This window comes from Curtobacterium sp. KBS0715 (genome assembly GCF_005938005.2).
In the GTDB taxonomy this organism is placed as follows: domain Bacteria; phylum Actinomycetota; class Actinomycetes; order Actinomycetales; family Microbacteriaceae; genus Curtobacterium; species Curtobacterium flaccumfaciens.
In genome coordinates this window covers 918,971-940,845 of the sequence record NZ_VCCA02000001.1, presented here as the reverse complement: position 1 = coordinate 940,845, position 21,875 = coordinate 918,971, and the positions used below count along the sequence as shown (strand labels likewise).

The window sequence follows — 21,875 nt, the reverse complement described above, 5'->3', positions numbered from 1 at the left end:
GGTAATCCTTGGGCATCGTCGCGGGTGGGGCCCGCGGCGGACACGGGGCGGCGCATCGCGACGGGGCGACGCGGACACCCCGGGACTGCCGGAGGTACCACCGTGCTGGAACACGACCTGCTCGCCACGTCCTGGACGTGGGCGGGCGACGAGAGCGTCCGCGACCGGGTGCACGCCGTCGGCGCCGCCGGGTTCGCCGGCCTGTCGCTGTCCCTCGACGACCTGCACGAGGTCCGCGCGACGACGGGCTTCGCCGAACTGCGGCGCATGCTCGACGCCGCGGGCATCGTCTGGGTCCAGCTCGGACCGCTGGACCGTTGGTGGACGTGCACGAGCCGCACCCAGGACGAGGATGCCGACCGCGGTGTCGTGCTCGAGGCCGCGGCGACGCTGAGCGCCTGGCAGGTGGTGGCGCGCGCCGACACCTCGTTGCCCGGAGCCTCCCCCGCGACGATGGCCGACGACTGGGTCGTGCTCGCCGACCAGGCCGAGGCGGTCGGAGCGCAGCTCGTGCTCGAACCGGAACCGTGGTCGAACCTGCCCACGATCGAACGGGCCTCCCGTTTCGTCGCCGCCGCCGGACACCCGAACGGCGGCCTGCTCATCGACGCCATGCACGCACTCCGCGGCGGTTCCACCCTCGCGTCGATCCGGCAGGGCGTCGCACCGGGGGTCCTCGCAGCCGTCGAGCTGAGCGACGGACTGCTGCACACCCCGAGCGGGATGACCCTCGCCGAGGAGTCCCGGACGGCACGCTACCTGCCCGGTGCCGGAGCGTGGGACCTGCCCGGCTTCGTCCGGACCGTGCGCGAACTCGGGTTCGCCGAGCCGTGGGGCGTCGAGGTCCGGACCCCGGCGCACCGGGCGATGCCCGTCCGCGATGCGCTCCGGACAGCTGTCGCCGCCACCCGTGCGGTGCTCGACGCCGCTGATGCGTTCGGTGCCCCGGCCGCTCCCGCGATGCCCTCGACCCCCGCACCGACGTCCGCGGTGGACTTCGAGCCCCCGCACACCGGCCGCCCTGACCCGACCCACGATGCCCGTCGCCGGGACGCCGACACAGGGACGCCCGCGTAGGTTGCTGGCATGACCGATCAGGCAGCACACGACGACGACCTGCTCCGCCGTTCCCAGGAGGCCATCGACGAGGCCAAGGCCGCCGCGACCGAGGTGGTCGAACCGGAAGAGGACGAGCTCATCGAAGAGGACGCACCCGTGGCCGACCACGCGGTGCCCACCGACGGGCCTGCGCCCGCGGCCTGACGCGGTCCTGGTCCGACAGGATCCCGCGCACGGACGAGATCGCCGGGTGACCATCGAGGTCGCCCGGCGATTTTTCTCTGCCCCCGCGTGACGAAACGCTCACTCGGCACGTCTCACCAGTGGACCCACCGAGTGTCGCTTCGGCGAGCCCGGTGCGGGGCTTCGTGGTCGGTCTCCCTGAACCGGCTGGTCACGTGCCTCGGCGACGGTCCGTGCGCTCCCTGATCCAGCGTGCGGGCCGTCGGGTCTGTCGGGCCCGTCGAGCGGTCAGGCGTTCAGGGCTCCCCCGTCAGTCGTCGTCTTCGTCAGCCGTCGTCTTCGTCAGTCGTCGTCTTCGTCAGTCGTCGTCCTCGTCGGCGAGGAAGTCCGCGTACCGGACCTCGGTCTCCGTGGTGCCGGTGCCCGGTTCGACGGTGCGCTGCGACAGGTCGTCCCCCGTGATCGCGACGCGTTCTGCAGCCGTGTAGGGCGGCAGGTACTTGCTCGAGTTCATCCTCGGAGCCCCCTTCGTCCCCGCGAACGTAACAGCCGATGGCCGATTGTGGCCAGCGGTGCCGATACTGTCCCCCGCGGAGGCTCCGGACGGGGGACGGATGTTCGCCAGCGGCGGACCCCATGCGCACGCATGTGGCCCCGAAGGCGGGGCTCGGGTCAGGTCTCCCGCAGGACGTCGTCCGGGTCCTTGTCCACCCGCCACCCTCGCCAGGACGGTTGCCGGAGCCGTCCGTCGCCGGTCCACTCGGCGAACTCGACCTCGCCGACGCGCTTCGGCGTGACCCAGTGCGCATCACGCGCGTCAGGTCGTGGGACATCGACGAACGGCGGGGTCTTGCGCTCCAGCGGTGCGAGGACACCGGCGATCTCGTCGAGGTCGCGGTCACGGAACCCGGTGCCGACCTTGCCGACGTACTCCAGGCCGTCGGGGCCGGGCACCCCGAGCAACAGCGACCCGATCCCGCCGGCACGTCGCCCGCTGCCCGGTTTCCAACCGCCGACGACGACTTCCTGCGTGGCGTGGTGCTTGCGCTTCAGCCAGGCCTCGGACCGCCGTCCCTCGGCGTACTTCGACGACCGCTTCTTCGCGACGACGCCTTCGAGGCCCTGCTCGCGCGATGCAGCCAGTACCGCGTCGAGGTCGCCCTGCACCGCCGGCGGCACGTCGATCGCACCGCCGGGTTCCACGACCGTCTCGAGTGCCTGCCGCCGGGCGTCGTAGCCGAGCCGCGTGAGCTCGTGCCCGTCCGCCTCGAGCACGTCGAACAGCAGGAACCGCACGGGCGTCGTCTCCTGCGCGCTCCGGACCTCGCGCGCCTTCGTCAGGCCCATGCGGTTCTGGAGCAGCTGGAACGAGGGGCGGCCACGATCGTCGACGGCCACGATCTCACCGTCGAACACGCCGTCCACGCCGGCCCGCTCGCCCAGTTCCTGCAGCTCGGGGTACTGGGCCGTCAGGTCGTTGTCGTTGCGGCTACGCAGGGTCACCGACCCGTCGCGGACCGTCGCCAGGGCGCGCACCCCGTCCCACTTCATCTCGAACGCCCAGTCCGCCGGGTCCAGCCGGGGCTCGCCCTTGGCCAGGGTCGCCTGCATCGTCCGGCGCTCGGACGGCGGGGTCTCGGCGTCCGCGGCCCCGCTGATCCGTCGCTGCCCGGCGCGGTGTGCACCGCCGTGCCCGTCCGACGGCCGGTCCGCCCGTCGCGCCACCGCCTGCCCGGCAGAGCCGCCGCCGTCAGCCAGCCGTTCGGGTTGCTCCTTCGTGCGGTGGATCAGCCAGTTCTTCTCGTCCCCGCCCCCACGGCCGCGGGTGTGCAACAGCGCGAGGCGGCGAGCGCCACCGGCCCGACCGTGCAGCGTGACGATGACCTCCTGCCCCTCGCGCCACTTCTCGAGCTCGTAGGTGCCGTCGTCCCAGATCGTGACCGTGCCGCCGCCGTACTCGTCCTTCGGGATCGTGCCCTCGAACGCCCCGTACTCGAGCGGGTGGTCCTCGGTCTGCACGGCCAGGTGGTTCTTGCCCGGGTCGGTGGGCTCGCCCTTCGGCAGGGCCCAGCTCACCAGCACCCCGTCGTGCTCGAGCCGGAAGTCGTAGTGGTCGCGGGTGGCGTGGTGCTCCTGGATGACGAAGGTCGGAGTGCCGTCCTTCCGCACGGTGGGTGCACCCTCGGGAACGGGCTCCGGCGTCTTCGAGGCGTCCCGCTTCGCCCGGTAGGCGGCGAGCCGGTCACGTGCGGGCTGCTCGGCGTCGTTCGCGCGCTCGGTCCGGTCGCTGTCCCAGTGGCCGTGGTCGTCGCGCCCGACGGCCAGCGACGCGGAGGCGACCGGGTGCAGGAAGTCCCCACGGGCCTCCAGGCGTTCGAGGACCTCGTCCAACGTGAGCTGCGCGAGCCCGCGTTCCTCGAGCTCCTTCCAGGTGCGGGGTGCCGCGACCGTCGGCCGCTCGCGGCCGCGCAGCGAGTACGGGGCGATGGTCGTCTTGTTGCCGTTGTTCTGCGACCAGTCGACGAAGACCTTGCCCTTCCGCTCGGCACGGCTCATCGACGACAGCACCAGGTCCGGCAGGTCAGTCTCGAGGGCCTTGGCCAGCTCGTGGGCGACGTCGGAGACCTGTGCGGTCGTCGCCTTGCCGTCGAGGGCCGCGTACAGGTGGATGCCCTTGGAGCCGGACGTCACCGGGTACGGGTCGAGTCCCATGCCGTGCAGGATCTCGCGCGCGGCCACGGCGACCTCGACGCACTCGGGCAGCCCCACGCCCTCGCCCGGGTCGAGGTCGAGGACGAGCCGATCGGGGTTCTGCTGCGCGCCGCGGGGGCCGAACCGCCACTGCGGGACGTGCAGTTCGAGCGCAGCCTGCTGCGCCATCCACACCAGGGTCGGCAGGTCGTCGACGATCGGGTACTCGTTGTCGTGTTCCGAGTGGTGGATCGTGTGGTGCCGCACCCAGTCGGGGGCCGAGTCGGGCAGGTTCTTCTCGAAGAAGACCTTGCCCTCGACACCGTTGGCCCAACGCTTGCGGGTCACGGGGCGGTCCTTGACGTGCGGGATCATCCACGGCGCGACCCGCTCGTAGTACTCGATCACCCGGCCCTTCGTGGTGCCGGTCTCGGGGTAGAGCACCTTGTCGGTGTTCGTGAGCGCGAGCCGCCGATCGCCGACGAGGACGACGGTCTTGCGCGAGGCGGGACTCACAGCGCCACCCCGGTCGCTCCCGCCACCGTCAGGGTCGTGCCGGACGTGTACGACGACTCGGGCCCGGCCAGGTAGACGTAGGCGCTGCCGAGCTCGACGGGTTGGGCGGGACGGCCGAACGGGGTGTCCTGGCCGTACGCCGCGATCTCGTCGCCCGGGTAGCTGATCGGCTGCAGGGGCGTCCACACCGGCCCGGGCACCACCGTGTTGGCCCGGATGCCCTTGCTCGCGAGCTGCCGCGCGAGCCCGTTCGTGTAGGTGATGATCGCGGCCTTCGTCGCCGCGTAGTCGATCATGCGGTCCTGCGGCTGGTACGCGGACACCGAGCTGGTCGTGACGATCGAGCTCCCCGGCGCCATGTGCGGGACGGCAGCGCGGACGAGCCAGAACAGCGAGTACAGGTTGACCTTCATCGTCCGGTCGAAGTCCTCGGTGCTCTGCACGGTGATGTCCTCGTGCACCTGCTGGTGACCCGCGACCAGCACGAGCGCGTCCAGGCCGCCGAGCTCGCTGACGGCGTCCTGCACGAGGACGTCGCAGAAGGCCTCGTCCGTCAGGTCGCCGGGCAGCAGCACCGCCTTGCGCCCGAGGTCACCGATGACGTCGCGGACCTGTTCGAGGTCCTCGCGTTCCTCGGGCAGGGCGTTCAGGGCGACGTCGGCCCCTTCCTTCGCCATCGCGATCGCCGCAGCGCGCCCGATGCCGGAGTCCGCGCCCGTGACGAGCACCCGGTACCCGCGCATCCGCCCGGTGCCCAGGTAGCTCGTCTCGCCGTGGTCGGGGGCGGGGTCCATCGCACTCGCCAGCCCGGACCCCTGCTGGGTCTGCGCGGGGAACGGCGGACGGGGGAACTGGTCGCGCGGGTCCTGCTTGTCGAGCTGGCTCATGGGCCCATCGTGCTCGCGCCGGCCTCGCGGCGGCCCAGCGAACCGGACATCCGTGGAACGATCCCCCGGACGCGGACCTGTGGAGGAACCGACGGCTCCGGGCACGCACGCGTGCGGGCGGGCATCATGTGCGCATGAGGTCGATCTGGAAGGGCTCCATCGCGTTCGGGCTCGTCAACGTGCCCATCAAGGTCTACGCGGCCACCGAGACGCACGACGTGTCCCTGCACCAGGTCCACGACGAGGACAAGGGCCGCATCCGGTACAAGCGGGTGTGCGAGTTCGGCCACGAGGTCGAGTACGCGGACATCCAGCGTGCCTACGACGACGGCGACAAGACCGTGGTGCTCACGGCGGACGACTTCAAGCAGCTCCCCGAGGAGCAGTCGCACGAGGTCGAGGTGCTCGAGTTCGTGCCCGTCGAGCAGGTCGACCCGATGATGTTCGAGAAGACCTACTACCTCGAGCCCGACTCGCGCTCGCCGAAGGCGTACGTGCTGCTGCGCGAGACCCTGGCGAAGACCGACCGCCTGGCGATCGTGCAGTTCACCCTGCGGCAGAAGACCCGGCTCGGGGTGCTCCGGGTGCACGACGAGGTCATCCTGCTGCAGGGGCTGCTCTGGGGCGACGAGGTCCGCGCGGCCGACTTCAAGACCCTCGACACGACGGTGAAGGTCAGCGCCAACGAGCTGAAGATGTCGTCCTCGCTCGTCGAGAGCATGTCCACCGACTTCGACCCCGACCGCTACACCGACTCCTACCAGGAGGAACTGCAGCAGCTGATCGACGCCAAGCTCGAGGCCGGCGACGACATCGACACCGAGAAGACCTTCGGCGCCCAGGTCGACGACGACGACGACGACGAGGGCGGTGACGTGCTCGACCTGATGGCCGCCCTGCGTGCGTCCGTCGACAAGAAGCGGACAGGAGGCTCGGGGTCGCGTTCGTCGTCGACCGCTCGGTCGTCGTCCGGTTCCGGCTCGGGCACGTCCGGCTCCGGCAGGAAGGCGCCGGCGAAGAAGGCGCCAGCCAAGAAGGCCGCGGAGAGCACGGCCGAGAAGGCCCCCGCGAAGTCGGCGCCGAAGAAGGCCCCGGTCAAGAAGGCTCCGGCGAAGAAGCCCGCCGCCAAGAAGCAGGCGAGCTGACCGCTGGCGGGGGTCAGGCCGCGGTCGAGCCGCCGCCCGCCAGCCGCTCCAGGGTGGTGAACACCCCGACGTGTTCCTGGCGCAGGGCGGTCCACCCGGCACCGGTGTCGATCCGCTCCGGGTGCTCGACGAGCAGCGCGTACCCGTGCTGTGCCCGCGGCACCGGGTCGCCCGGCAGCCGGAGCTCCTGGGTGAACGCGCCGCTCGCCGCCTCGAAGGTCAGGGTGTGCGACGCGACGTTCCGGCCCCAGTCCGCGGACGGCCACGACATGAACGCGACGTGCCGCATCCCCTCCGCGGGATCGGTCGCCGAGACGTAGCAGCCGTGGTGGTCCTCACCCGGGGACAGGATCGTGTACGTGCCGTTGTCCCGGTAGACGAGCAGGGCCTCGGCGAAGGGCTTCGGGGCGTACATCGCGGTGTAGCGCAGGGCGTGGACGAACCGTGGCCGCCCCAGCGGGACCGAAACCACCGCGCTGCGGACCGGCCCCTCGCTCGGTGGCGCCTCGCCCGGGGTCGACGCCACTCCGCCTGCCGGGAGGTGGGCGACGTAGAGCAGTTCGGCGTCCTCCGTGCCGGTGCTGCGGCCGTCGTGCACGACGTGTGGCTCCTCGACCAGGGCCTGCCCCGGCCCGACGACCCGTGTCGCCTCTTCGGTGACGTGCGTCAGCGCGCCGCGCACCACCAGTCCGGTCTGACGCGCGTCATGGCGGTGCCAGCCGGTCGACGCACCCGTCGGGAGCGTCAGCCGCCGGAGCTCGTACGTGCCGCCGTCGGGCCCGTCGACGGTGGCGATAAGGGTGGTGATGGGCTCGGGATCGGTCATCGGGGTCCTCTCGGTGGCGCGTTCGCCAGATGATCGTCTTGCACTCGCCTGGGACGGTGGTCGAAGGACGACGCGGATCCGTTCAGCCGACGACCGCGGCACGTGTCACGAGCCGGAAACACGGGTCCGGGACACTGGTCGGATGACTCCACAAGAGCCTGGGAGCCTGCAGTCGTCATCCGAGACCGCAGGCCCGCCCGTCACCGTCTCCGTCACCCGCCTGGTCGAACCCGACCGCATCCCCGAGGTCACCCGCTGGGTGCAGTCCGGGGTGAACCTGGCGAACCGCTACCCCGGCTTCCTCGGCTCCGGGTGGGTGCGTTCCACCGCGCAGTCCCGCGAGTGGCACATGCTCTACCGGTTCGCCGACCACGACTCCCTGGCCACGTGGGAGAACTCCGACGACCGGCTGCGCTGGCTCGACCTGGGCCGTGACCTGGTGGTGGAGTCCCGCGTCGAGAAGCGCACCGGCATCGAGGGGTGGTTCGACGTCCCGCAGGACGCCCCGGCCTCGAGCGCTCCCCCGCGGTGGAAGCAGTCCGTGAGCATCTGGCTCGGCTTCTTCCCGGTGAACCTCGCGTTCACGTACCTGACGGCTTGGCTCGTCCCCGCGTTCGCGCACGTCGCGATCCTGCCCCGGGTGCTCATCACCACCGTCGTGCTCACGCCGATCATGACGTTCTGGGTGCTGCCGTTCGTGACGAAGCTGATCCGTCCGTGGCTGCTCGCACCGCCGAGGTCCGAGCGGGCCTAGCCGACGACCCCGAGCGGCACGGGCCCGTCGTGGCCGAGGGCGTCCCATCCGACCTGCAGCATGTGCGGGCGGGCCTCGGTCGCAGAGGCCTCGGTCTCGTACGTCAGCGCGAGCATCACGATCGCACCGAACGCCCCGGAGACCCGTGCCCGACGGTCGAGCGGGGTGGCCGTGGCGTCGGCCATGTCGATGCCGAACACGTCGAGGAGCGTCACTGCGACCGGTTCGAGCCGGACGCCGACGTCGTCCCCGCGCCGCAGGGTGAACGCCGCGAGCGCGAGTTCCGCCCACCCCGGCCGGGCGAGAGCGAGGTCGGCGATCCCTGCGAGCGCCGCGGCGTCGCGGGCCTCCCCCGCGGGGGCGGCGGCGACGACTGCCCGGATCGCCTCGGTCTGCGCGGTGCACTGCGCGAGCGCGGCCTCGACGAGCAGCTCCTTGCTCGTGAACCGGGCGAGGATGCCCGCCTTCGAGTAGCCGGCCTGGTCGGCGACGGCCTGCACGGCGGTGTCCTTGATGCCGCGGCGGGCGATGAGTCCGGCGGTGATGTCCAGGACGCCCCCGTTGATCTCCTCGGCGGAGGGCCGAGCACGGCGCGCAGGCCGGGTCACGCGCCGACCGCCGAGGCCCGTGCCGTCCGCAGGCGCCGGGTCCCCGCAACGAGCAGGGCGATCCCGGTCAGGAGCTCCCACGCGACGATCGTGTACACGGACGCACGCTCCCACACGCCGTCGGGGAGCACCTCGATCACCGTCGACGACGAGTCCACGAGGAGCATCACGAGGGAGACGAGGCCGACGATCCCGAGCACGACGCTCGCGACCCGGTAGGCCGTCGGCGCCCGCAGCGCCCGGGACCCGATGCCGGTCGTGAACGCCACGAGGTTGCCGGTCGTGATCGCTGCGGCGGCGCCGAGCACGTGGAACACGATGGTGCCGGCGTCGGTGCTCGTCTGGCTGCCGTGGAACGAGCCGACCAGGACCATCCCGACCAGGTGGACCACGGCGAGGACCGCGGTCGCCACCCGCGCACGGCGGGACGCGGCGCGGAACACCACGGCGGCGAGCACCGCTGCGATCCCGAACAGGACGCCCTGCCCGATGAACGTCGTGTTCATGAGCACGTGCAGCGGTGAGTCGATCGACCGCCCCTGGAACGTGCCGACGTCGGGGACGCCGAGGTCGGAGATGTAGTTGGTCGCGTAGTCGTAGCCGGGGAACGCCGACGCCGAGACGGCTTCGCCGACGAGCCAGCCGACCCCCGCCACCGTCCAGAGGGCCCCGGAGACCAGCGCTCCGCAAGTGTCCGTTTTGGTCATCTCCTGACCATATCGGTCACTACTGTGAGTTGCCCAGCACCGACAACTGGTCGAGCCGCTCGAGGATGACGCCCTCGCGCAGCGCCCACGGGCAGATCTCGAGCGCCGGCAGGTCGAAGATGTCCAGGCACGCCTCGGCGACGAGCGCCCCGGGCACCACCTGGTGTGCGCGGCTCGCCGAGACGCCCGGCAGCGCCGCGAGCTCGTCGACCGACATCGTGAGCAGCTCCGGCAGGCGCTGCCGCAGCACGTCGCCGTCGAGGGCACGGGGCACGAGCGGTCCGGCGGCCGAGGGCGCGGCCCCGCAGATCCGGGCGATCGACCGGAACGTCTTCGACGTCGCCACCGCTCGGTCCGGGCGGCCCGATCGGAGCAGCCGTCCGGCGTCCCGGGCGATCTCGACGCGGATCTCGTGCCGGATGCGGCGGACGTCGTCCTCGGTCGGGGTGCCGGCGGCGAAGTAGGAGCGCGCCAGGCGTGCGGCGCCGATCGGCATCGACCACGCGACGTCCGGTGCCTCGTCGGCACCGCCGGCGATCTCGAGCGAGCCGCCGCCGATGTCGAAGACCGCCAGGCGACCGGCGGACCAGCCGAACCAGCGGCGTACGGCCAGGAACGTCAGCCGGGCCTCGTCGGAGCCGGACAGGACGGCCAGTTCGACCCCGGTGGAGGCCTCGACGTGGGCGAGCACCTCCTCGGAGTTGCCGGCGTCGCGCACCGCCGAGGTGGCGAACGCGAGCATGTCCTCGCAGCCGCGCTCCTCGGCGACGCGGACGGCGTCGGCGACGAAGGTGGTCAGGGCGTCGATCCCCTGCCGGGTCACCGCGCCCGAGGCGTCGAGGTGCTCGGCCAGCCGCAACGGCTGCTTGAACGAGGACGCCGGCAGCGGCGCGGCGCCGCCGTGGGCGTCCACCACGAGCAGGTGGCCGGTGTTGGACCCGATGTCGAGGACTCCCACGCGCATGGACTCAACGCTAGTGGGCCGCGCGGTCACCCCACGGCCGGGAGGCCCGTCCTACGCCCGCAGGAACGCCTCCAGCTCGGCGGTGGTCGGGTACGAGGCCTGTGCGCCCGGCTTGGTCGCGGCGTACGCCCCGACCCCCACCGCGAACCGAGCGGCGTCGACGAGGGTGTCCCCCGCGGCCAGACGCAGCGCCACCGCACCCATGAAGGCGTCGCCACAGCCCGTGGTGTCCACGGGCTCGACCCGGACGGCGTCGATCGACACCGGCTCGGCACCCCCGTCGTGCACGACGCAGCCGGCACCGCCGCGGGTGACGATCGACCGGGCGACGCCGTGGTCACCGAGCGCCGCGGCCTCGTGCTCGTTCACCAGCAGCACGTCGGTCAGTTCGAGGAGCTCGGCCGGCACGGCACCGAACGGTGACAGGTTCGTGAGCACCGTGACGCCGGCGGCGTGCGCGGCCCGGGCGGCGGCGAGGACGACGTCGATCGAGACCTCGAGGCAGAGTCCGAGCACCGCAGCGCCGGCGAAGGCGTCGGCCGGCACGTCGTCCGGCGTCAGCGTGCCGTTCGCCCCGGCGGAGATCACGATGGTGTTCTCGCCTGCGGCGTCGACCGTGATGACGGCGGTGCCGGTCGCGACGCCCTCCCGGATCGCGACGTGCGTCGTGTCGACCCCCGCAGCCGCGACGGAGTCGCGGAGCAGCGCACCGTTCCCGTCGTCGCCGACCGCACCGATCATGCGCACCGTGCCCCCGAGCCTCCCGGCGGCCACCGCCTGGTTGGCGGACTTGCCGCCGGGCAGGATCGCGAGGTCGGAGCCCTGCAGGGTCTCACCGGGCTGGGGGAAGCGCGCGGTGCGGACCACCAGGTCCGCGTTGAGCGACCCGACGACGACGATGCTCTCGGTCAACGGACGGTCTCCTTCTGCGGGGCGACGGACGTGGTCTCGGCACCTTCCGGACGGGGGATGAGGAACGAGATCGCGAGCGCGACGGTCGTGATCGCGGCCCCGAGCAGCATGCCACCGGAGTACCCGGCGGTGCCCGCGGAACCGCCGACGCCGAGCGCGATCTGCAGCGCGGGCAGGACCGCGAAGCTGACCCCGGCACCGAGGTTGAACGCACCGGCGTTCAGGCCGGGCAGGAACCCGGGGTTCGACTCCGGCGACAGCACGATGCCCAGGCCGTTCAGGATGATGTTCGCGATGCCGGCGTAGGTGATGCCGATGAGCACGGTCGCGGTGACCAGCACGGGCAGCGAGTGCACGCCGACCAACGCCATCAGGACGGTCGAGACGATGCTGCCGATCAGCCCGACGCGCAGGACGGCGCGGTACCCGATGGTCGGGGCGAGGCGCCCGGCGAAGGGTCCGACGATCCACCCGACCAGCGCGTACGGGGTGAGGAACACGAGCGACGCCAGGTCGGGCTCCATCCCGAAGCCGGCGTCACCGTTCTGCGCGAGGCTCGTGACGAGTCCGTTGACCACGGCGAAGACGCCGGTCATCGTCAGGAACGTCGTCGCCAGGAGTGCCCAGGTCGCACGGCGCTTCAGGAACCTGGTCTCGACCAGGGGTTCCCGCACCCGCGACTCGACGGCCCAGAACACGGCGAAGGCGACGAGCGCGACGACGACGCCACCGACCACGAGCACGGGGTTCGCCGCGCCGAGCTTGCCGGCCTCGTTGAACGCCGTGAGCAGCGCACCGACGCTCACCACGAGGGGCACGACGCCGATCCAGTCCATCCGGGTACCGGCCGAGGGCTTCGACTCGACCCCCCAGACGGCGACCAGGAGCAGGGCGATCACGGTGACGACGGCGATGACCCAGAAGATCCCGCGGAACCCGAAGTTCGTCGCGATCCATCCGCCGGCCAGGGCGTCGACGCCCGCGATGCCGCCGTTCACGGCGGTCAGCAGCCCGAGGGCGGCGCCGTAGCGCTTCGGGTCGCTGATCTCGTTGCGCAGGACGAGCAGGCAGATGGGGACGACCGGACCGGTGACGCCCTGGATGATGCGACCGGCGAACAGCATCGGCACGTTCACCGCGAGCGCGGCGACGATGCTGCCGACGAGCATCACGGCGAGCATGCCGATCAGCACGCGCTTGCGGCCGACGATGTCGGACAGCCGCGGCAGGAACAGCGAGAACAGCGCCGCGAGCGTGAAGTACAGGGTCTGCGACAGGCCGATGGTGGCGTCGTCGGTGTTGAGCTCGCGCGCCATCGTGACGAGGGCGGGGCTGAGCATGCTCGCGTTCAGCTGGAACGCGATGCACGCGGCGAGGAGCGCGGCGGTGAGGGCGCCGATCGACTTCTTCGTCGAGGTGGTGGTCATGGGGGTTCAGCGCTCCGGGGTCGTGGTGATGCCGGCTTCGACGGCGTCGGCGGCGGCACGTGGGGTCCAGCCGGTGTCGGCCGTCTCGCCGATGCGCTCGAGGGCGTCGACGACGAGGTCCCAGAACCGGCCGTGGTCGAGCTCCATCGCGGCGCTCGTGCGGCAGTCCTCGGGCGCGGGGGCGCGGAAGTCGGCGACGGTCATGCCGAGGGTCAGCGCGCCCTGGGTCTCGACGTGGATCGGGACCTTCACGGCGCGGACGATCGTGGGGTCGATCACGTACGCGACGGCGCAGGGGTCGTGGACCGGCGGGGCGTCGAAGCCCTGGGCGTCCTTGTAGGTCTGGCCGAAGAAGTCGAGCAGCTCGCCGACGAACGCGGCGGGGGCGGTGCCGACGCCGGCGATGCGCGCGGCGACCTCGGGGGTGGCCAGGGCCTGGTGCGTCAGGTCGAGGCCGACCATCACGACGTCCCAGCCGGCCTCGAACACGATGGCCGCGGCCTCGGGGTCGATGACGATGTTGAACTCGGCGACCGGGCTCCAGTTGCCGACGTGCACGCCGCCGCCCATGAGCACGACCTGCTTGACGCGCTCGACGATGCGGGGTTCCTTGCGGGCGGCGAGGGCGATGTTCGTCAGGCCGCCGGTCGGCACGAGGGTGACCGTGCCGGGCTCGTGGGCCATCACGGTGTCGATGATCAGGTCGACGGCGTGGCGCTCGTCGAGGTCGAACGACGGCTCGGGGAGCATCGGGCCGTCCAGGCCGCTCTCGCCGTGGATGTCCGGTGCGACCTCGATCTGGCGCAGCAGCGGGCGGGCGGCTCCGGCGGCGAACGGCACCCCGGTGATGCCGGCGATGCGGGCGACCGCCAGGGCGTTGCGGGTGACCTTCGGCAGGGTCTGGTTGCCGACGACGGTGGTGACGGCGAGCAGGTCGATGGCCGGGCTGCCGTGGGCGAGCAGGAGCGCCACGGCGTCGTCGTGGCCGGGGTCGCAGTCGAGGATGATCTTCGCGGCGGACTGGGTCGCATCGGGCACGCTGGGCGCTCCACTTCTTCGGGGAATCGAGGTGAGTGCTCGACGTGGTGGGGATCCACGGGCCGGCAGAGCGCTGGCGACGCGGCGCGTCAAGCGTTTGACATCGAAACACGTCAAACGCTTGACGTCAAGTTCGACCACCGTGCTCGCTAGCATCGACGAGTGCCCTCCCCCGCCGCCCCGAGCCGTCGTGTGACCGCTGCGATGGTGGCCGAGCGTGCGGGCACGAGCATCGCCACGGTCTCCCTCGTCGTGAACGGCAAGGACCGCGGGCGGGTCTCCGCCCCCATCGCTGCACGGGTCCGCGACGCCGTGGACGACCTCGGCTACGTCGTCGACCACGCCGCCAGCTCGTTGGCGCGCGGCAGCGGCGACCTCGTCGTGTTCATCGCCCCCGACCTGTCGAACCCGTTCTTCGCCGAGGTCATCCGTGGCGTCCGCGACACCCTGGGCGACCGGTTCCAGCTCGTGCTCTCCGTCACCGAGCGGGGTGCACAGCCGGTCGCGGCCGACGTCCGGCGCTTCGAACGGCTCCGGCCGGCCGGCATCCTGGTCGACGCACCGGCCGCCGACGAGTCGATGTCGGCGAGCGTCCCCGTGGTGCTGCTCGACGCCCCCGGTGGGCCCGATGCGGTCAACTACGACCTCTCCACCGGCGTGCACGACCTCGTCGCCCACCTGCACGACCAGGGACACCGGCACGTGGGCTACCTCGACGGCACCTCGCGGGCTGCGACGTTCGGCGTGCGCCGGGAACTGTTCGAGCAGGCCTGTGCGGAGGCCGGCATCACGGTGTCCGAGGTCACCGCCCGCGCCGACCTGACCGTGGAGGCCGCGGCCTCGGCCACCGAGCACGTCATCGAGGCCTGGCAGGACGACGACGTCACCGCCGTCGTCGCAGCCGCGGACACCCTGGCCTACGGAGTCCTGCGGGTCGCCGGCGCGCTCGGCATCGCCGTCCCCGGCGCACTCGCGGTCGCGGGCTTCGACGACCTGCCGTCGTCGTCGGTCACCGCGCCGGCCCTGACGAGCGTGGCGCTGCCCGGCGCCGACCTCGGTCGGGCTGCGGCACTGCGGCTCCTCGCGACGCTCGACGGCACGGCCGCCGAGCCCGCGGCCCTGCCGACGCGGCTCGTGCCGCGCGCGAGCACCGGCGCGTAGCGCGGGGTCACCGCGACCTCACGCGCTCAGCGACACCTCACGTGCGCTGAAACGCGCGAGGTGTCGCTCAGCACGAAAGTCCGGCCGCGGCAATGAGCGCGACCGGATGACGGACGGGAGGCCCGGTGCCAGCTGGCACCGGGCCTCCCGTCCATCGGTCGGTCGCGTCTACCGGTCGGTGTCCCGCCCCGGTGCGGAACCCTCCGGAGCCGCCGCGTGCTCCGCACGCGCCGCGCGCTGCGCGCGCTCGAGCTCGTCGGCCTCGTCGCCGCCGACGGCCTCGCCACGGGCGACCATGCCGGCCGTGTCGGAGAGCGTGATCTGCGGCAGGAAGAGCGCGAGCAGGAACGCCACCGCGATGAACGGCAGCAGGTACCAGAACACCGGTGCGAGCGAGTCGGCGTAGGCGTTCACGACGCCGTCCTGCACCGCCGGCGGCAGGCCCGCGACGGTCGACGGGTCGATGCTCCCCGCCGAGGACGCCGCATCGGTCGCCGACCCACCGGCACCGCGGAACACGTCGGTCAGCGACGTCGTGAGCCGCGCGGTGAAGAGCGCACCGAAGACGGCGGTGCCGAGGGAGGCACCGACCTCGCGGAAGTAGTTGTTCGTCGACGTGGCGGTACCGACCTGCTCGGCGGGCACGGCGTTCTGCGCGACGAGGACGACCACCTGCATGATCAGGCCGAGCCCCGCACCGAAGACGAACAGGTACGCGCAGATCAGCCAGATCGGGGTGTCCGCCGCCAGCTGGGTCATCGCGAGCATCGCGATGGCCACCAGGACCGTGCCGACGATCGGGAACATCCGGTAGCGCCCGGTCTTGGTGATCAGGACACCCGAGGCGATCGAGGTGCCGATCAGGCCGGCCATCATCGGCAGCATCAGCAGGCCGGAGACCGCAGCCGAGGTACCCGAGGCCATCTGCAGGAACGTCGGGACGAAGCCGATCGCGGCGAACATACCGATGCCGAGCACGAGGCCGATGCCGGTGGCCAGCAGGAAGGTGCGGTTGCGGAAGAACGACAGCGGGAGCACGGGGTCCTGGGCACGGGACTCGACGAACACCAGGAGCGCTGCCGAGACGACGAGACCGGCGAACCAGGCCCAGGTCTCCGGGGCGTCCCAGCCGTGGTCCTTGCTGCCGCCGAACTCCGAGAAGAACACCAGGCACGTGGTCGCGGCGGACATGAACAGCACGCCGAGGACGTCGATGCGCTTCGTCGCCTTCTTGTTCGGCAGGGTCAGTGCGAACCACGCCACGAAGAACGCCGCGATGCCGACCGGGATGTTGATGTAGAACGCCCAGTTCCAGGTGAGGTGGTCCACGAAGAAGCCACCGAGCAGCGGGCCACCGATGGCGGACAGGCCGAAGATCGCACCGAGCGGACCGAGGTACTTGCCGCGCTGCGAGGCCGGGACGATGTCCGCGATGATCGCCTGCGACAGGATCATCAGGCCGCCGCCGCCGAGCCCCTGCATGGCGCGGAACGCCACGAGCTGCGTGAAGTCCGTGGCGAACGCGCACCCGGCCGACGCGATGGTGAACAGCGCGATCGCGATGAGGAACAGGTTGCGGCGACCGAGGACGTCACCGAACTTGCCGTAGACGGGCATCACGATGGTGGAGGCGAGCAGGTACCCGGTCGTCAGCCAGGCCTGGTGCGCGACGCCGCCGAGCTCACCGACGATGGTCGGCATCGCGGTGGAGACGATGGTCTGGTCGAGGCTGGAGAGCAGCATCCCCGCGATCAGGGCGGAGAAGATGATCCAGATGCGACGCTGCGTCAGGAGCAGCGGGCCGTCGGAGCCTGGGCGGGCACGCTTGGTGGTGCCCGGCGCGGTGGCGCTCATGTGGTGTGTTCCCGTTCGGTCGTGGTGACCGCCCTGAGCAGGCGGAGGTTCTCGGTGAGCAGCGCGTCGAACGTCGGTCCGGTGGCTTCGTCGAAGGCGTCGTCGAAGTACGTCTCCGCGGTCACCTTCAGCAGCGCGGCCGCGGCCTCGGTCACCAGGCGCGCCCGACGGTCGCCGGGGTCGTCCCACCCGAACCGACGGCGCACGGCCACGGTCACCCGGGCGAGCTGCACGTCGGTCGCCGACAGGAACCGCGCGACGAGCGCCGGTTCCCGCTCGAAGACCCGACGCACCATGGCCTCGTCGGCACGGACGAACCCGACCCGGCCGAACTGGTCGATCGCCAGCGCCACGATCGACCCGAGGGGGTCGAGCTCGCCGGGGACGATCCCGCCCGCGGCGTAGGCGTCGATCGCCTCGACGTCGGCGTTGAGCTCGATGCCGAGCACGGCGTCGTCCTTCGAGCCGAAGTGGTTGAAGAACGTGCGGCGCGACACCCCGACGGTCTCGCAGAGCTGCTCGATCGTGAAGCCGTGCAGCCCGTGTTCGACCGTCGCCCGACGTGCCTCGACGATCATGCGTCGACGCAGTGCGCGGGTGCGTTCGGTGGTGCTCACCGAGCAAGAATTGCACTCTCCTGCTGAAAGTGCAATACGGCTGGGAACGGGCTACAGGGCCTTCTCGAAACAGAACGACCACGGCATGGTCGCGACGTAGGGCTCGTAGACCGCGATCTGGTCCCAGCCGGTCTTGCGGTAGAGCGCCACGGCGTCGGGCTGCTTGTCACCGGTCTGCAGGATGAGCCGCGGGGCACCGAGTTCGCGACCGACGCGCTCGCACTCGTCGAGCAGCGCGGTGGCCGCACCCTTGCCGCGCGCCGAGGCGAGCACGATGAGCCGCTTCAGCTCGACCTCGTCACCCAGACGCCGGACGGCGATGTGCCCGACCGGTTCGCCGGACTCGTCGACGGCCAGGATCGACGTGACGACGGTCGACGGGTCGACGCTCAGCGCACGACCCCGCTCGGCGGTGACAGCAGGGTCCTCGCCGGCGTTCGCCGACCCGTAGCGCTCGTGCATCTCGTCGTCCATGCGGGCGCGGAGCACCACACTGCGGGGGTCGTCCCAGGACACGCGTTCGATCGTGATCACGAACGTCGATCCTGGCACGGGCGACCGACGACGCGGAAACCGAGGCGCCCGTCAGGCGCGACCGGCGCCGCCCGTCGGGCACGACCGGCGCCGCCCGTCAGGCGCGACCGGCGCCGCTCGTCAGTCGCGCTGGCCGAGTGCCGCGATCGGGCCCTCGCCGGCGCGGAACGCCGCGAGCACGGCCGCCGCGTCGTCGTACACCTCGACCGCGCCGGCACCGCGGAGCTCGTCGCCGCCGATGCCGCCGGTCATCACGCCGACGCACTGCACCCCCACCTTGCCTGCGGACTCGACGTCCCACATGGCGTCCCCGACCATCACGGCGTCGTCGGCGGAGACCCCGGCCTTGTCGAGTGCGACCCGGATGATGCCGGGGTCCGGCTTCGCCTGCTCGACGTCCTCGGAGCTGGTCTCGGCGGTGACCCACGCACCCGCGTCGAGCAGGTCGCGCAGGCGGGCGAGTTCGTGCTCGGGCGCACTGGTCGCCAGGACCACGGCGTGCCCCGCTTCGGCGACGGCATGCAGGAGTTCGCGCGCACCCGGCAGCAGCCGGAGCCGCGGCATCTGCTCGGCGTAGTAGGCGGCGTGGAACTGCTTCGCGGTGTCGCGGGTCTCCTGGGACGCATCCGGCAGCAGCGTCTCGAGCAGCTTCGCCGAGTCCATCCCGATCGCGCGGTGGATCCGCCAGGCGTCGACGGACTCCCCCGCCGCCAGGAACGCCCGCCACCACGCGTCGATGTGCGCGTAGTTCGAGTCGGCGAGGGTGCCGTCGATGTCGAAGAGGACTGCGGTCGTGGGTGCGTCGGCCATCCCACCATGCTGCTCGGGAGGCCCGGATCGCCTCCCAGGGGCCGCCCGCGTCCGTCAGACGGTGATCGTCTCCCCCGCCGGCAGGATCAGGACGGGCACCGGCCCGAGACCGTCGGACCCGAGGAAGCGCGCGGCGGACTGCTGGCCGAGCTCGCTCAGCATCGCCTCGTGGATCTGCACGGCCCGCTCCGGCGCCACGGCTCGCACGTAGTCGACGGCCTGGGCGGTGTTCGTCCACGGCCCGCTCGTCGGCAGCAGCAGGGTCGGCACCGGGACACCGGGCTCGAGGTACGCGTCGCCCGGGTGGAACACCGCGTCGTCCACCAGGTAGCCGACGTTCGCGGTGGACGGGATGTCGGGGTGGATGACGGCGTGCTGCTCGCCGAAGACCCGGACGGAGAACGGTCCGACCGCGATCGTGTCGCCGGCGTGCACCGCTTGGACCCGGCCGTGGTGTTCGCCGAGCTGCTCGACGACGGTCTCCGGACCGCGGACGACGAGGTCCGGGTTGGCGGCGAGTCCCGCGCGCAGGGCGTCGATGTCGAAGTGGTCGGGGTGGTCGTGCGTGACGAGGACGCCCGCTGCTCCGCGGACGAGGTCGACGGCCTCGGGCGTGAACACCCCGGGGTCGATGACGAGGGTGACGCCGTCCTGCTCGAGGACGACGGTGGCGTGGTTGTACTTCGTCAACTCCATGCGCACAACTGTACAGCCGTGTTGTACTTCTCGGGCTCCCGGGAAGGTGAGGGGTCGTTCAGTCGGCCCGACGCGCGACCCGCTCGAACAACTCGGGCAGACGGCGCAGCAGCGCACGCTCCTCGGCGTCGGTCTCCTCGCGGATCGCGTCGGCCAGCCAGTCCGTGCGGGCGTCCATGTCCCGCTGCAGTGCGGCCCGGCCGGCGTCCGTGATCCGGATGACCGACGCTCGGCGGTCGGTGTCCGACGCCGTCCGGTCGACGTAGCCGAGCTCGGCCAGTTCGCCGACGGTGCGGGACTGCCCCTGGTGCTTGACCCCGCGGCGGCGCGCGAGTTCCGCGATCGTCATCGGTCCCTCGCGGTGCAGGAACCCGAGGGTGGTGGTGTGCGTGGCCGGCAGCGCGTCCGCCTCGCGTCGTGCGGCACGCACGACCCGGCCGATGGACTGCCGGAGCTCCGCCGCGAGCTCGTCGATCGGGTCCATGCCCGGAACGCTACCGCGTCACGGACAGGAGGCGCGGTGCCAGCTGGCACCGCGCCTCCTGTCCGTCACGGGCTTCCGCTCAGCTGCTGCGGACGTCGTCCGCAGCACCCTGCGCGTTGTCCTTGACGTCGGACGCGGCCCCCTGCGCCTCGCCCTTGACCGCCTGCGCGGCGTCCTGCGCGGTCCCCTTGAGGTCCTGCGCGTGCTCCTTCGCCACGTCGCCGAGCTGCGAGCCGACGTCCTTCGCCTGCTCCTTGACCTCGTCGACGAGCGGTGCAGCCTTGTCCTTCAGCTCACCGGCGAGCTCTTCTTCCTTCTCGGTCGTCGGCAGGAGCGACGACACCAGCCAACCGGCGCCGAACGCGATGAGGCCAACGGCCAGGGGGTTGCCCTTCGCCTTCTCGACGCCCTTCTGCGCGACGTCCTTCGCCTGGCCGGTCGCGCCCGAGGCGGAACCGGAGGCGCTCGAGCGGGCCGACTGGGCCGCGCCCATCACGGACTCGCGGACGTCCTGGAACCGGCCCTTCACCTTCTCGCTCTGGCGGTGGGCGATGGACGACGGGCTGACCTTGTTGGCGAGGGCGTCGACGTCGGAGCCGAGTTCGCCGCGGGTGCGCTCGATGTCGGCGCGGATCTCGTCTGGGGTGCTCATGGCTTCCTCCCGGTGTTGGGCTTGAGTGTCTCGGGGACTTCCTTGGCGGTCTCGACCGTCTGCGGGGCGCCCTTGATCTCCTTGATCTCCTTGCGCCCGCGGACGGCCAGGATCGCGGCGACGATCGCGTAGACGACCGCGATGATCAGGGCGGACCAGGCGTTGCCGATCAGGTAACCGAGGCCCCACCACGCGGCGATCGACAGGAACAGCAGGGCGAACACGGCGGTGAGTCCGGCGCCGCCGAACATCCCGCCCGCCTTGCCGGCCTTCTTCGCGGAGTCGGTCAGCTCGGCCTTCGCGAGGGCGACCTCCTGCCGGAACAGGCTGGAGAGGTCGCGCGACACGTCGGACAGCAGCTCACCGAGCGGTGTGGTCGCAGCGCGCTCCTCGGGCGTCGGTTCGCCCAGGGGTGTCGCGCCGGGGACGGACTGGCTCATACGCCACTCCCCGATCCGGTCGTGCCGTCGCCGGCCTCCTTCTCGTGCTTGACCTCGGTCGCGAGCGCCTTGGTCAGGCGGCCGGCCAGCAGGCCCGCGCCCGTGGCGATCGCGATGAAGGTGCCGGGGCGCTTCGCGGCGAAGGTCTTCACCTCGTCGAGCAGCGAGCCCGGGTCGCGGTTCTCGAGGAACCCGGCGGCGGACGTCGCGCGGCCCGACAGGTCGCGGACGACCTTCGAGGCCACACCCTGCTCGTCGTCGTTCTCAGCCATGCGCCCGAGCTGCTCGCCCAGGGAGCGGAGTCCGCCGGCAGCGCGCTGCTGCTGCTCGCCGGCCTGCTGCTTGAGGTTCTCGGACGCCTGGCCGTAGAGCTGCTTGGCGTGGTCGGTCGCCTCGGAGGCGACCTTCGACGCCTGCTCCTTGGCGGTGCCCGCGACGTTCGCGGCCTTCTCCTTGGCATCGCCGGCGACGTCCTGCGCGGCACCCTTCGCCGCATCGGCCTTGCCGGAGCCGCTGCCATCGCCGCTGGCGCTGCCAGAGCCGCTGGAGCCGCTGACGCCGTCGGCGGAGCCAGCGGACGCGGCGGACGGGACGGCGGGGAGCTGCTCGTCGGCCGGGACGGCGTCGAGGGGTGCGTCGAACGGAACCTCTGCGGCGCTCTCGCCGTACGGGTCGTCGGTCCGGGGCGCACCGGGGTCGGTGGGTCGCGCGGCGGGGCGACCGCTGGCGTACGACGGCACGCTCACGCCGGGGGCGACCTCGCCCCCCTCGGAGGCTGCGGTGCGGTCGTGGATGGGCGTCCCGGAGTCGTTCCCGGGTGGGTTCGTGGTCATGGTCGGCCTTCCGGTTGTCGTCGTCCCCGGCGTGCACCGGGGGCGTTTCGCAACGAACCTCCGCCGTGCCCTCTTGG

Annotated in this window: 24 protein-coding genes; 5 read left to right on the top strand and 19 right to left on the bottom strand. The window is 71.9% G+C overall.

Translation table 11 applies throughout. From position 1 onward, the window contains the following. Positions 1–102: 102 nt before the first annotated feature. Complete coding sequence (locus FFG40_RS04635; protein WP_185974089.1) at positions 103–1,077, top strand: sugar phosphate isomerase/epimerase; 975 nt, start codon at positions 103–105, stop codon at positions 1,075–1,077. A 9-nt stretch (positions 1,078–1,086) separates the two neighbouring features. Further along, positions 1,087–1,263, top strand: a complete 177-nt coding sequence (locus FFG40_RS17020; RefSeq protein ID WP_185974088.1) for a hypothetical protein — start codon at positions 1,087–1,089, stop codon at positions 1,261–1,263. Between the two features lie 337 nt (positions 1,264–1,600). Here FFG40_RS17020 and FFG40_RS17015 read toward each other — a convergent pair whose 3' ends face one another. The 3 genes from FFG40_RS17015 to FFG40_RS04625 all read right to left on the bottom strand — a co-directional run bounded on the left by FFG40_RS17015 (position 1,601) and on the right by FFG40_RS04625 (position 5,336). Continuing rightward, complete coding sequence (locus FFG40_RS17015; protein WP_185974087.1) at positions 1,601–1,756, bottom strand: hypothetical protein; 156 nt, start codon at positions 1,754–1,756, stop codon at positions 1,601–1,603. Positions 1,757–1,914: 158 nt separating this feature from the next. Beyond that, the gene (locus FFG40_RS04630) at positions 1,915–4,449 is read right to left on the bottom strand and encodes an ATP-dependent DNA ligase (protein WP_138802407.1); all 2,535 of its coding nucleotides are present in this window, start codon (positions 4,447–4,449) and stop codon (positions 1,915–1,917) included. After that, entirely contained in the window at positions 4,446–5,336 is an 891-nt protein-coding gene (locus FFG40_RS04625; RefSeq protein ID WP_071245906.1) for an SDR family oxidoreductase, read from the bottom strand. Before FFG40_RS04625 ends, FFG40_RS04630 begins: the two co-directional genes overlap by 4 nt. 134 nt (positions 5,337–5,470) lie before the next feature. Here FFG40_RS04625 and FFG40_RS04620 point away from each other — a divergent pair, with 134 nt between their 5' ends. Then, entirely contained in the window at positions 5,471–6,481 is a 1,011-nt protein-coding gene (locus FFG40_RS04620; protein ID WP_138802406.1) for a Ku protein, read from the top strand. A 13-nt stretch (positions 6,482–6,494) separates the two neighbouring features. Here FFG40_RS04620 and FFG40_RS04615 read toward each other — a convergent pair whose 3' ends face one another. Beyond that, positions 6,495–7,307, bottom strand: a complete 813-nt coding sequence (locus FFG40_RS04615; RefSeq protein WP_138802405.1) for a cupin domain-containing protein — start codon at positions 7,305–7,307, stop codon at positions 6,495–6,497. Positions 7,308–7,449: 142 nt separating this feature from the next. On the opposite strand from FFG40_RS04615, the gene FFG40_RS04610 reads away from it, so the two are divergent. Further along, a complete protein-coding gene (locus tag FFG40_RS04610) occupies positions 7,450–8,061 on the top strand; it encodes an antibiotic biosynthesis monooxygenase (protein WP_035809639.1) in 612 nt (203 codons plus the stop codon). On the opposite strand, the gene FFG40_RS04605 is transcribed toward FFG40_RS04610, so the two are convergent. The 6 genes from FFG40_RS04605 to FFG40_RS04580 are packed head-to-tail and all read right to left on the bottom strand — an operon-like array spanning position 8,058 to position 13,717. Further along, the gene (locus FFG40_RS04605; RefSeq protein ID WP_185974086.1) at positions 8,058–8,669 is read right to left on the bottom strand and encodes a TetR/AcrR family transcriptional regulator; all 612 of its coding nucleotides are present in this window, start codon (positions 8,667–8,669) and stop codon (positions 8,058–8,060) included. The genes FFG40_RS04610 and FFG40_RS04605 overlap by 4 nt on opposite strands. Further along, complete coding sequence (locus tag FFG40_RS04600) at positions 8,666–9,376, bottom strand: DUF998 domain-containing protein (protein WP_138802403.1); 711 nt, start codon at positions 9,374–9,376, stop codon at positions 8,666–8,668. Before FFG40_RS04600 ends, FFG40_RS04605 begins: the two co-directional genes overlap by 4 nt. Before the next feature lie 19 nt (positions 9,377–9,395). After that, entirely contained in the window at positions 9,396–10,340 is a 945-nt protein-coding gene (locus FFG40_RS04595) for a Ppx/GppA phosphatase family protein (RefSeq protein ID WP_138802402.1), read from the bottom strand. A 51-nt stretch (positions 10,341–10,391) separates the two neighbouring features. Further along, on the bottom strand, positions 10,392–11,252 hold the full coding sequence (locus FFG40_RS04590; RefSeq protein WP_138802401.1) for a ribokinase: 861 nt from the start codon (positions 11,250–11,252) through the stop codon (positions 10,392–10,394). Next, positions 11,249–12,679: an MFS transporter gene (locus FFG40_RS04585; protein ID WP_111057977.1), complete on the bottom strand. Its 1,431-nt coding sequence runs from the start codon at positions 12,677–12,679 to the stop codon at positions 11,249–11,251. The genes FFG40_RS04590 and FFG40_RS04585 overlap by 4 nt, the downstream gene beginning before the upstream one ends. Before the next feature lie 6 nt (positions 12,680–12,685). Then, the gene (locus tag FFG40_RS04580) at positions 12,686–13,717 is read right to left on the bottom strand and encodes a nucleoside hydrolase (RefSeq protein WP_138802400.1); all 1,032 of its coding nucleotides are present in this window, start codon (positions 13,715–13,717) and stop codon (positions 12,686–12,688) included. Positions 13,718–13,879: 162 nt separating this feature from the next. Between FFG40_RS04580 and FFG40_RS04575 the strand changes: the two genes are divergently transcribed. Further along, entirely contained in the window at positions 13,880–14,878 is a 999-nt protein-coding gene (locus tag FFG40_RS04575) for a LacI family DNA-binding transcriptional regulator (protein ID WP_259410996.1), read from the top strand. Between the two features lie 168 nt (positions 14,879–15,046). On the opposite strand, the gene FFG40_RS04570 is transcribed toward FFG40_RS04575, so the two are convergent. From FFG40_RS04570 to FFG40_RS04530, 9 genes are all read right to left on the bottom strand, one after another. Next, on the bottom strand, positions 15,047–16,732 hold the full coding sequence (locus FFG40_RS04570; RefSeq protein ID WP_138802399.1) for an MDR family MFS transporter: 1,686 nt from the start codon (positions 16,730–16,732) through the stop codon (positions 15,047–15,049). After that, positions 16,729–17,349 (bottom strand): TetR/AcrR family transcriptional regulator, encoded by a 621-nt coding sequence (locus FFG40_RS04565; RefSeq protein WP_260678788.1) that lies wholly within the window; start codon positions 17,347–17,349, stop codon positions 16,729–16,731. The genes FFG40_RS04570 and FFG40_RS04565 overlap by 4 nt, the downstream gene beginning before the upstream one ends. Before the next feature lie 51 nt (positions 17,350–17,400). Further along, on the bottom strand, positions 17,401–17,883 hold the full coding sequence (locus FFG40_RS04560; RefSeq protein ID WP_110858627.1) for a GNAT family N-acetyltransferase: 483 nt from the start codon (positions 17,881–17,883) through the stop codon (positions 17,401–17,403). A 120-nt stretch (positions 17,884–18,003) separates the two neighbouring features. Continuing rightward, the gene (locus tag FFG40_RS04555; RefSeq protein WP_138802398.1) at positions 18,004–18,693 is read right to left on the bottom strand and encodes an HAD family hydrolase; all 690 of its coding nucleotides are present in this window, start codon (positions 18,691–18,693) and stop codon (positions 18,004–18,006) included. Positions 18,694–18,747: 54 nt separating this feature from the next. Beyond that, positions 18,748–19,389 carry an MBL fold metallo-hydrolase gene (locus tag FFG40_RS04550; RefSeq protein WP_138802397.1) on the bottom strand — a complete coding sequence of 214 codons (642 nt, stop codon included), beginning with the start codon at positions 19,387–19,389 and terminating at the stop codon, positions 18,748–18,750. Between the two features lie 58 nt (positions 19,390–19,447). Next, positions 19,448–19,873, bottom strand: a complete 426-nt coding sequence (locus FFG40_RS04545) for a MarR family winged helix-turn-helix transcriptional regulator (RefSeq protein ID WP_071245883.1) — start codon at positions 19,871–19,873, stop codon at positions 19,448–19,450. Between the two features lie 79 nt (positions 19,874–19,952). Further along, on the bottom strand, positions 19,953–20,525 hold the full coding sequence (locus FFG40_RS04540) for a DUF3618 domain-containing protein (protein ID WP_138802396.1): 573 nt from the start codon (positions 20,523–20,525) through the stop codon (positions 19,953–19,955). Next, the gene (locus tag FFG40_RS04535; protein ID WP_051597109.1) at positions 20,522–20,965 is read right to left on the bottom strand and encodes a phage holin family protein; all 444 of its coding nucleotides are present in this window, start codon (positions 20,963–20,965) and stop codon (positions 20,522–20,524) included. The genes FFG40_RS04540 and FFG40_RS04535 overlap by 4 nt, the downstream gene beginning before the upstream one ends. Beyond that, complete coding sequence (locus tag FFG40_RS04530) at positions 20,962–21,798, bottom strand: hypothetical protein (protein WP_138802395.1); 837 nt, start codon at positions 21,796–21,798, stop codon at positions 20,962–20,964. The genes FFG40_RS04535 and FFG40_RS04530 overlap by 4 nt, the downstream gene beginning before the upstream one ends. Between the last annotated feature and the right edge of the window lie 77 nt (positions 21,799–21,875).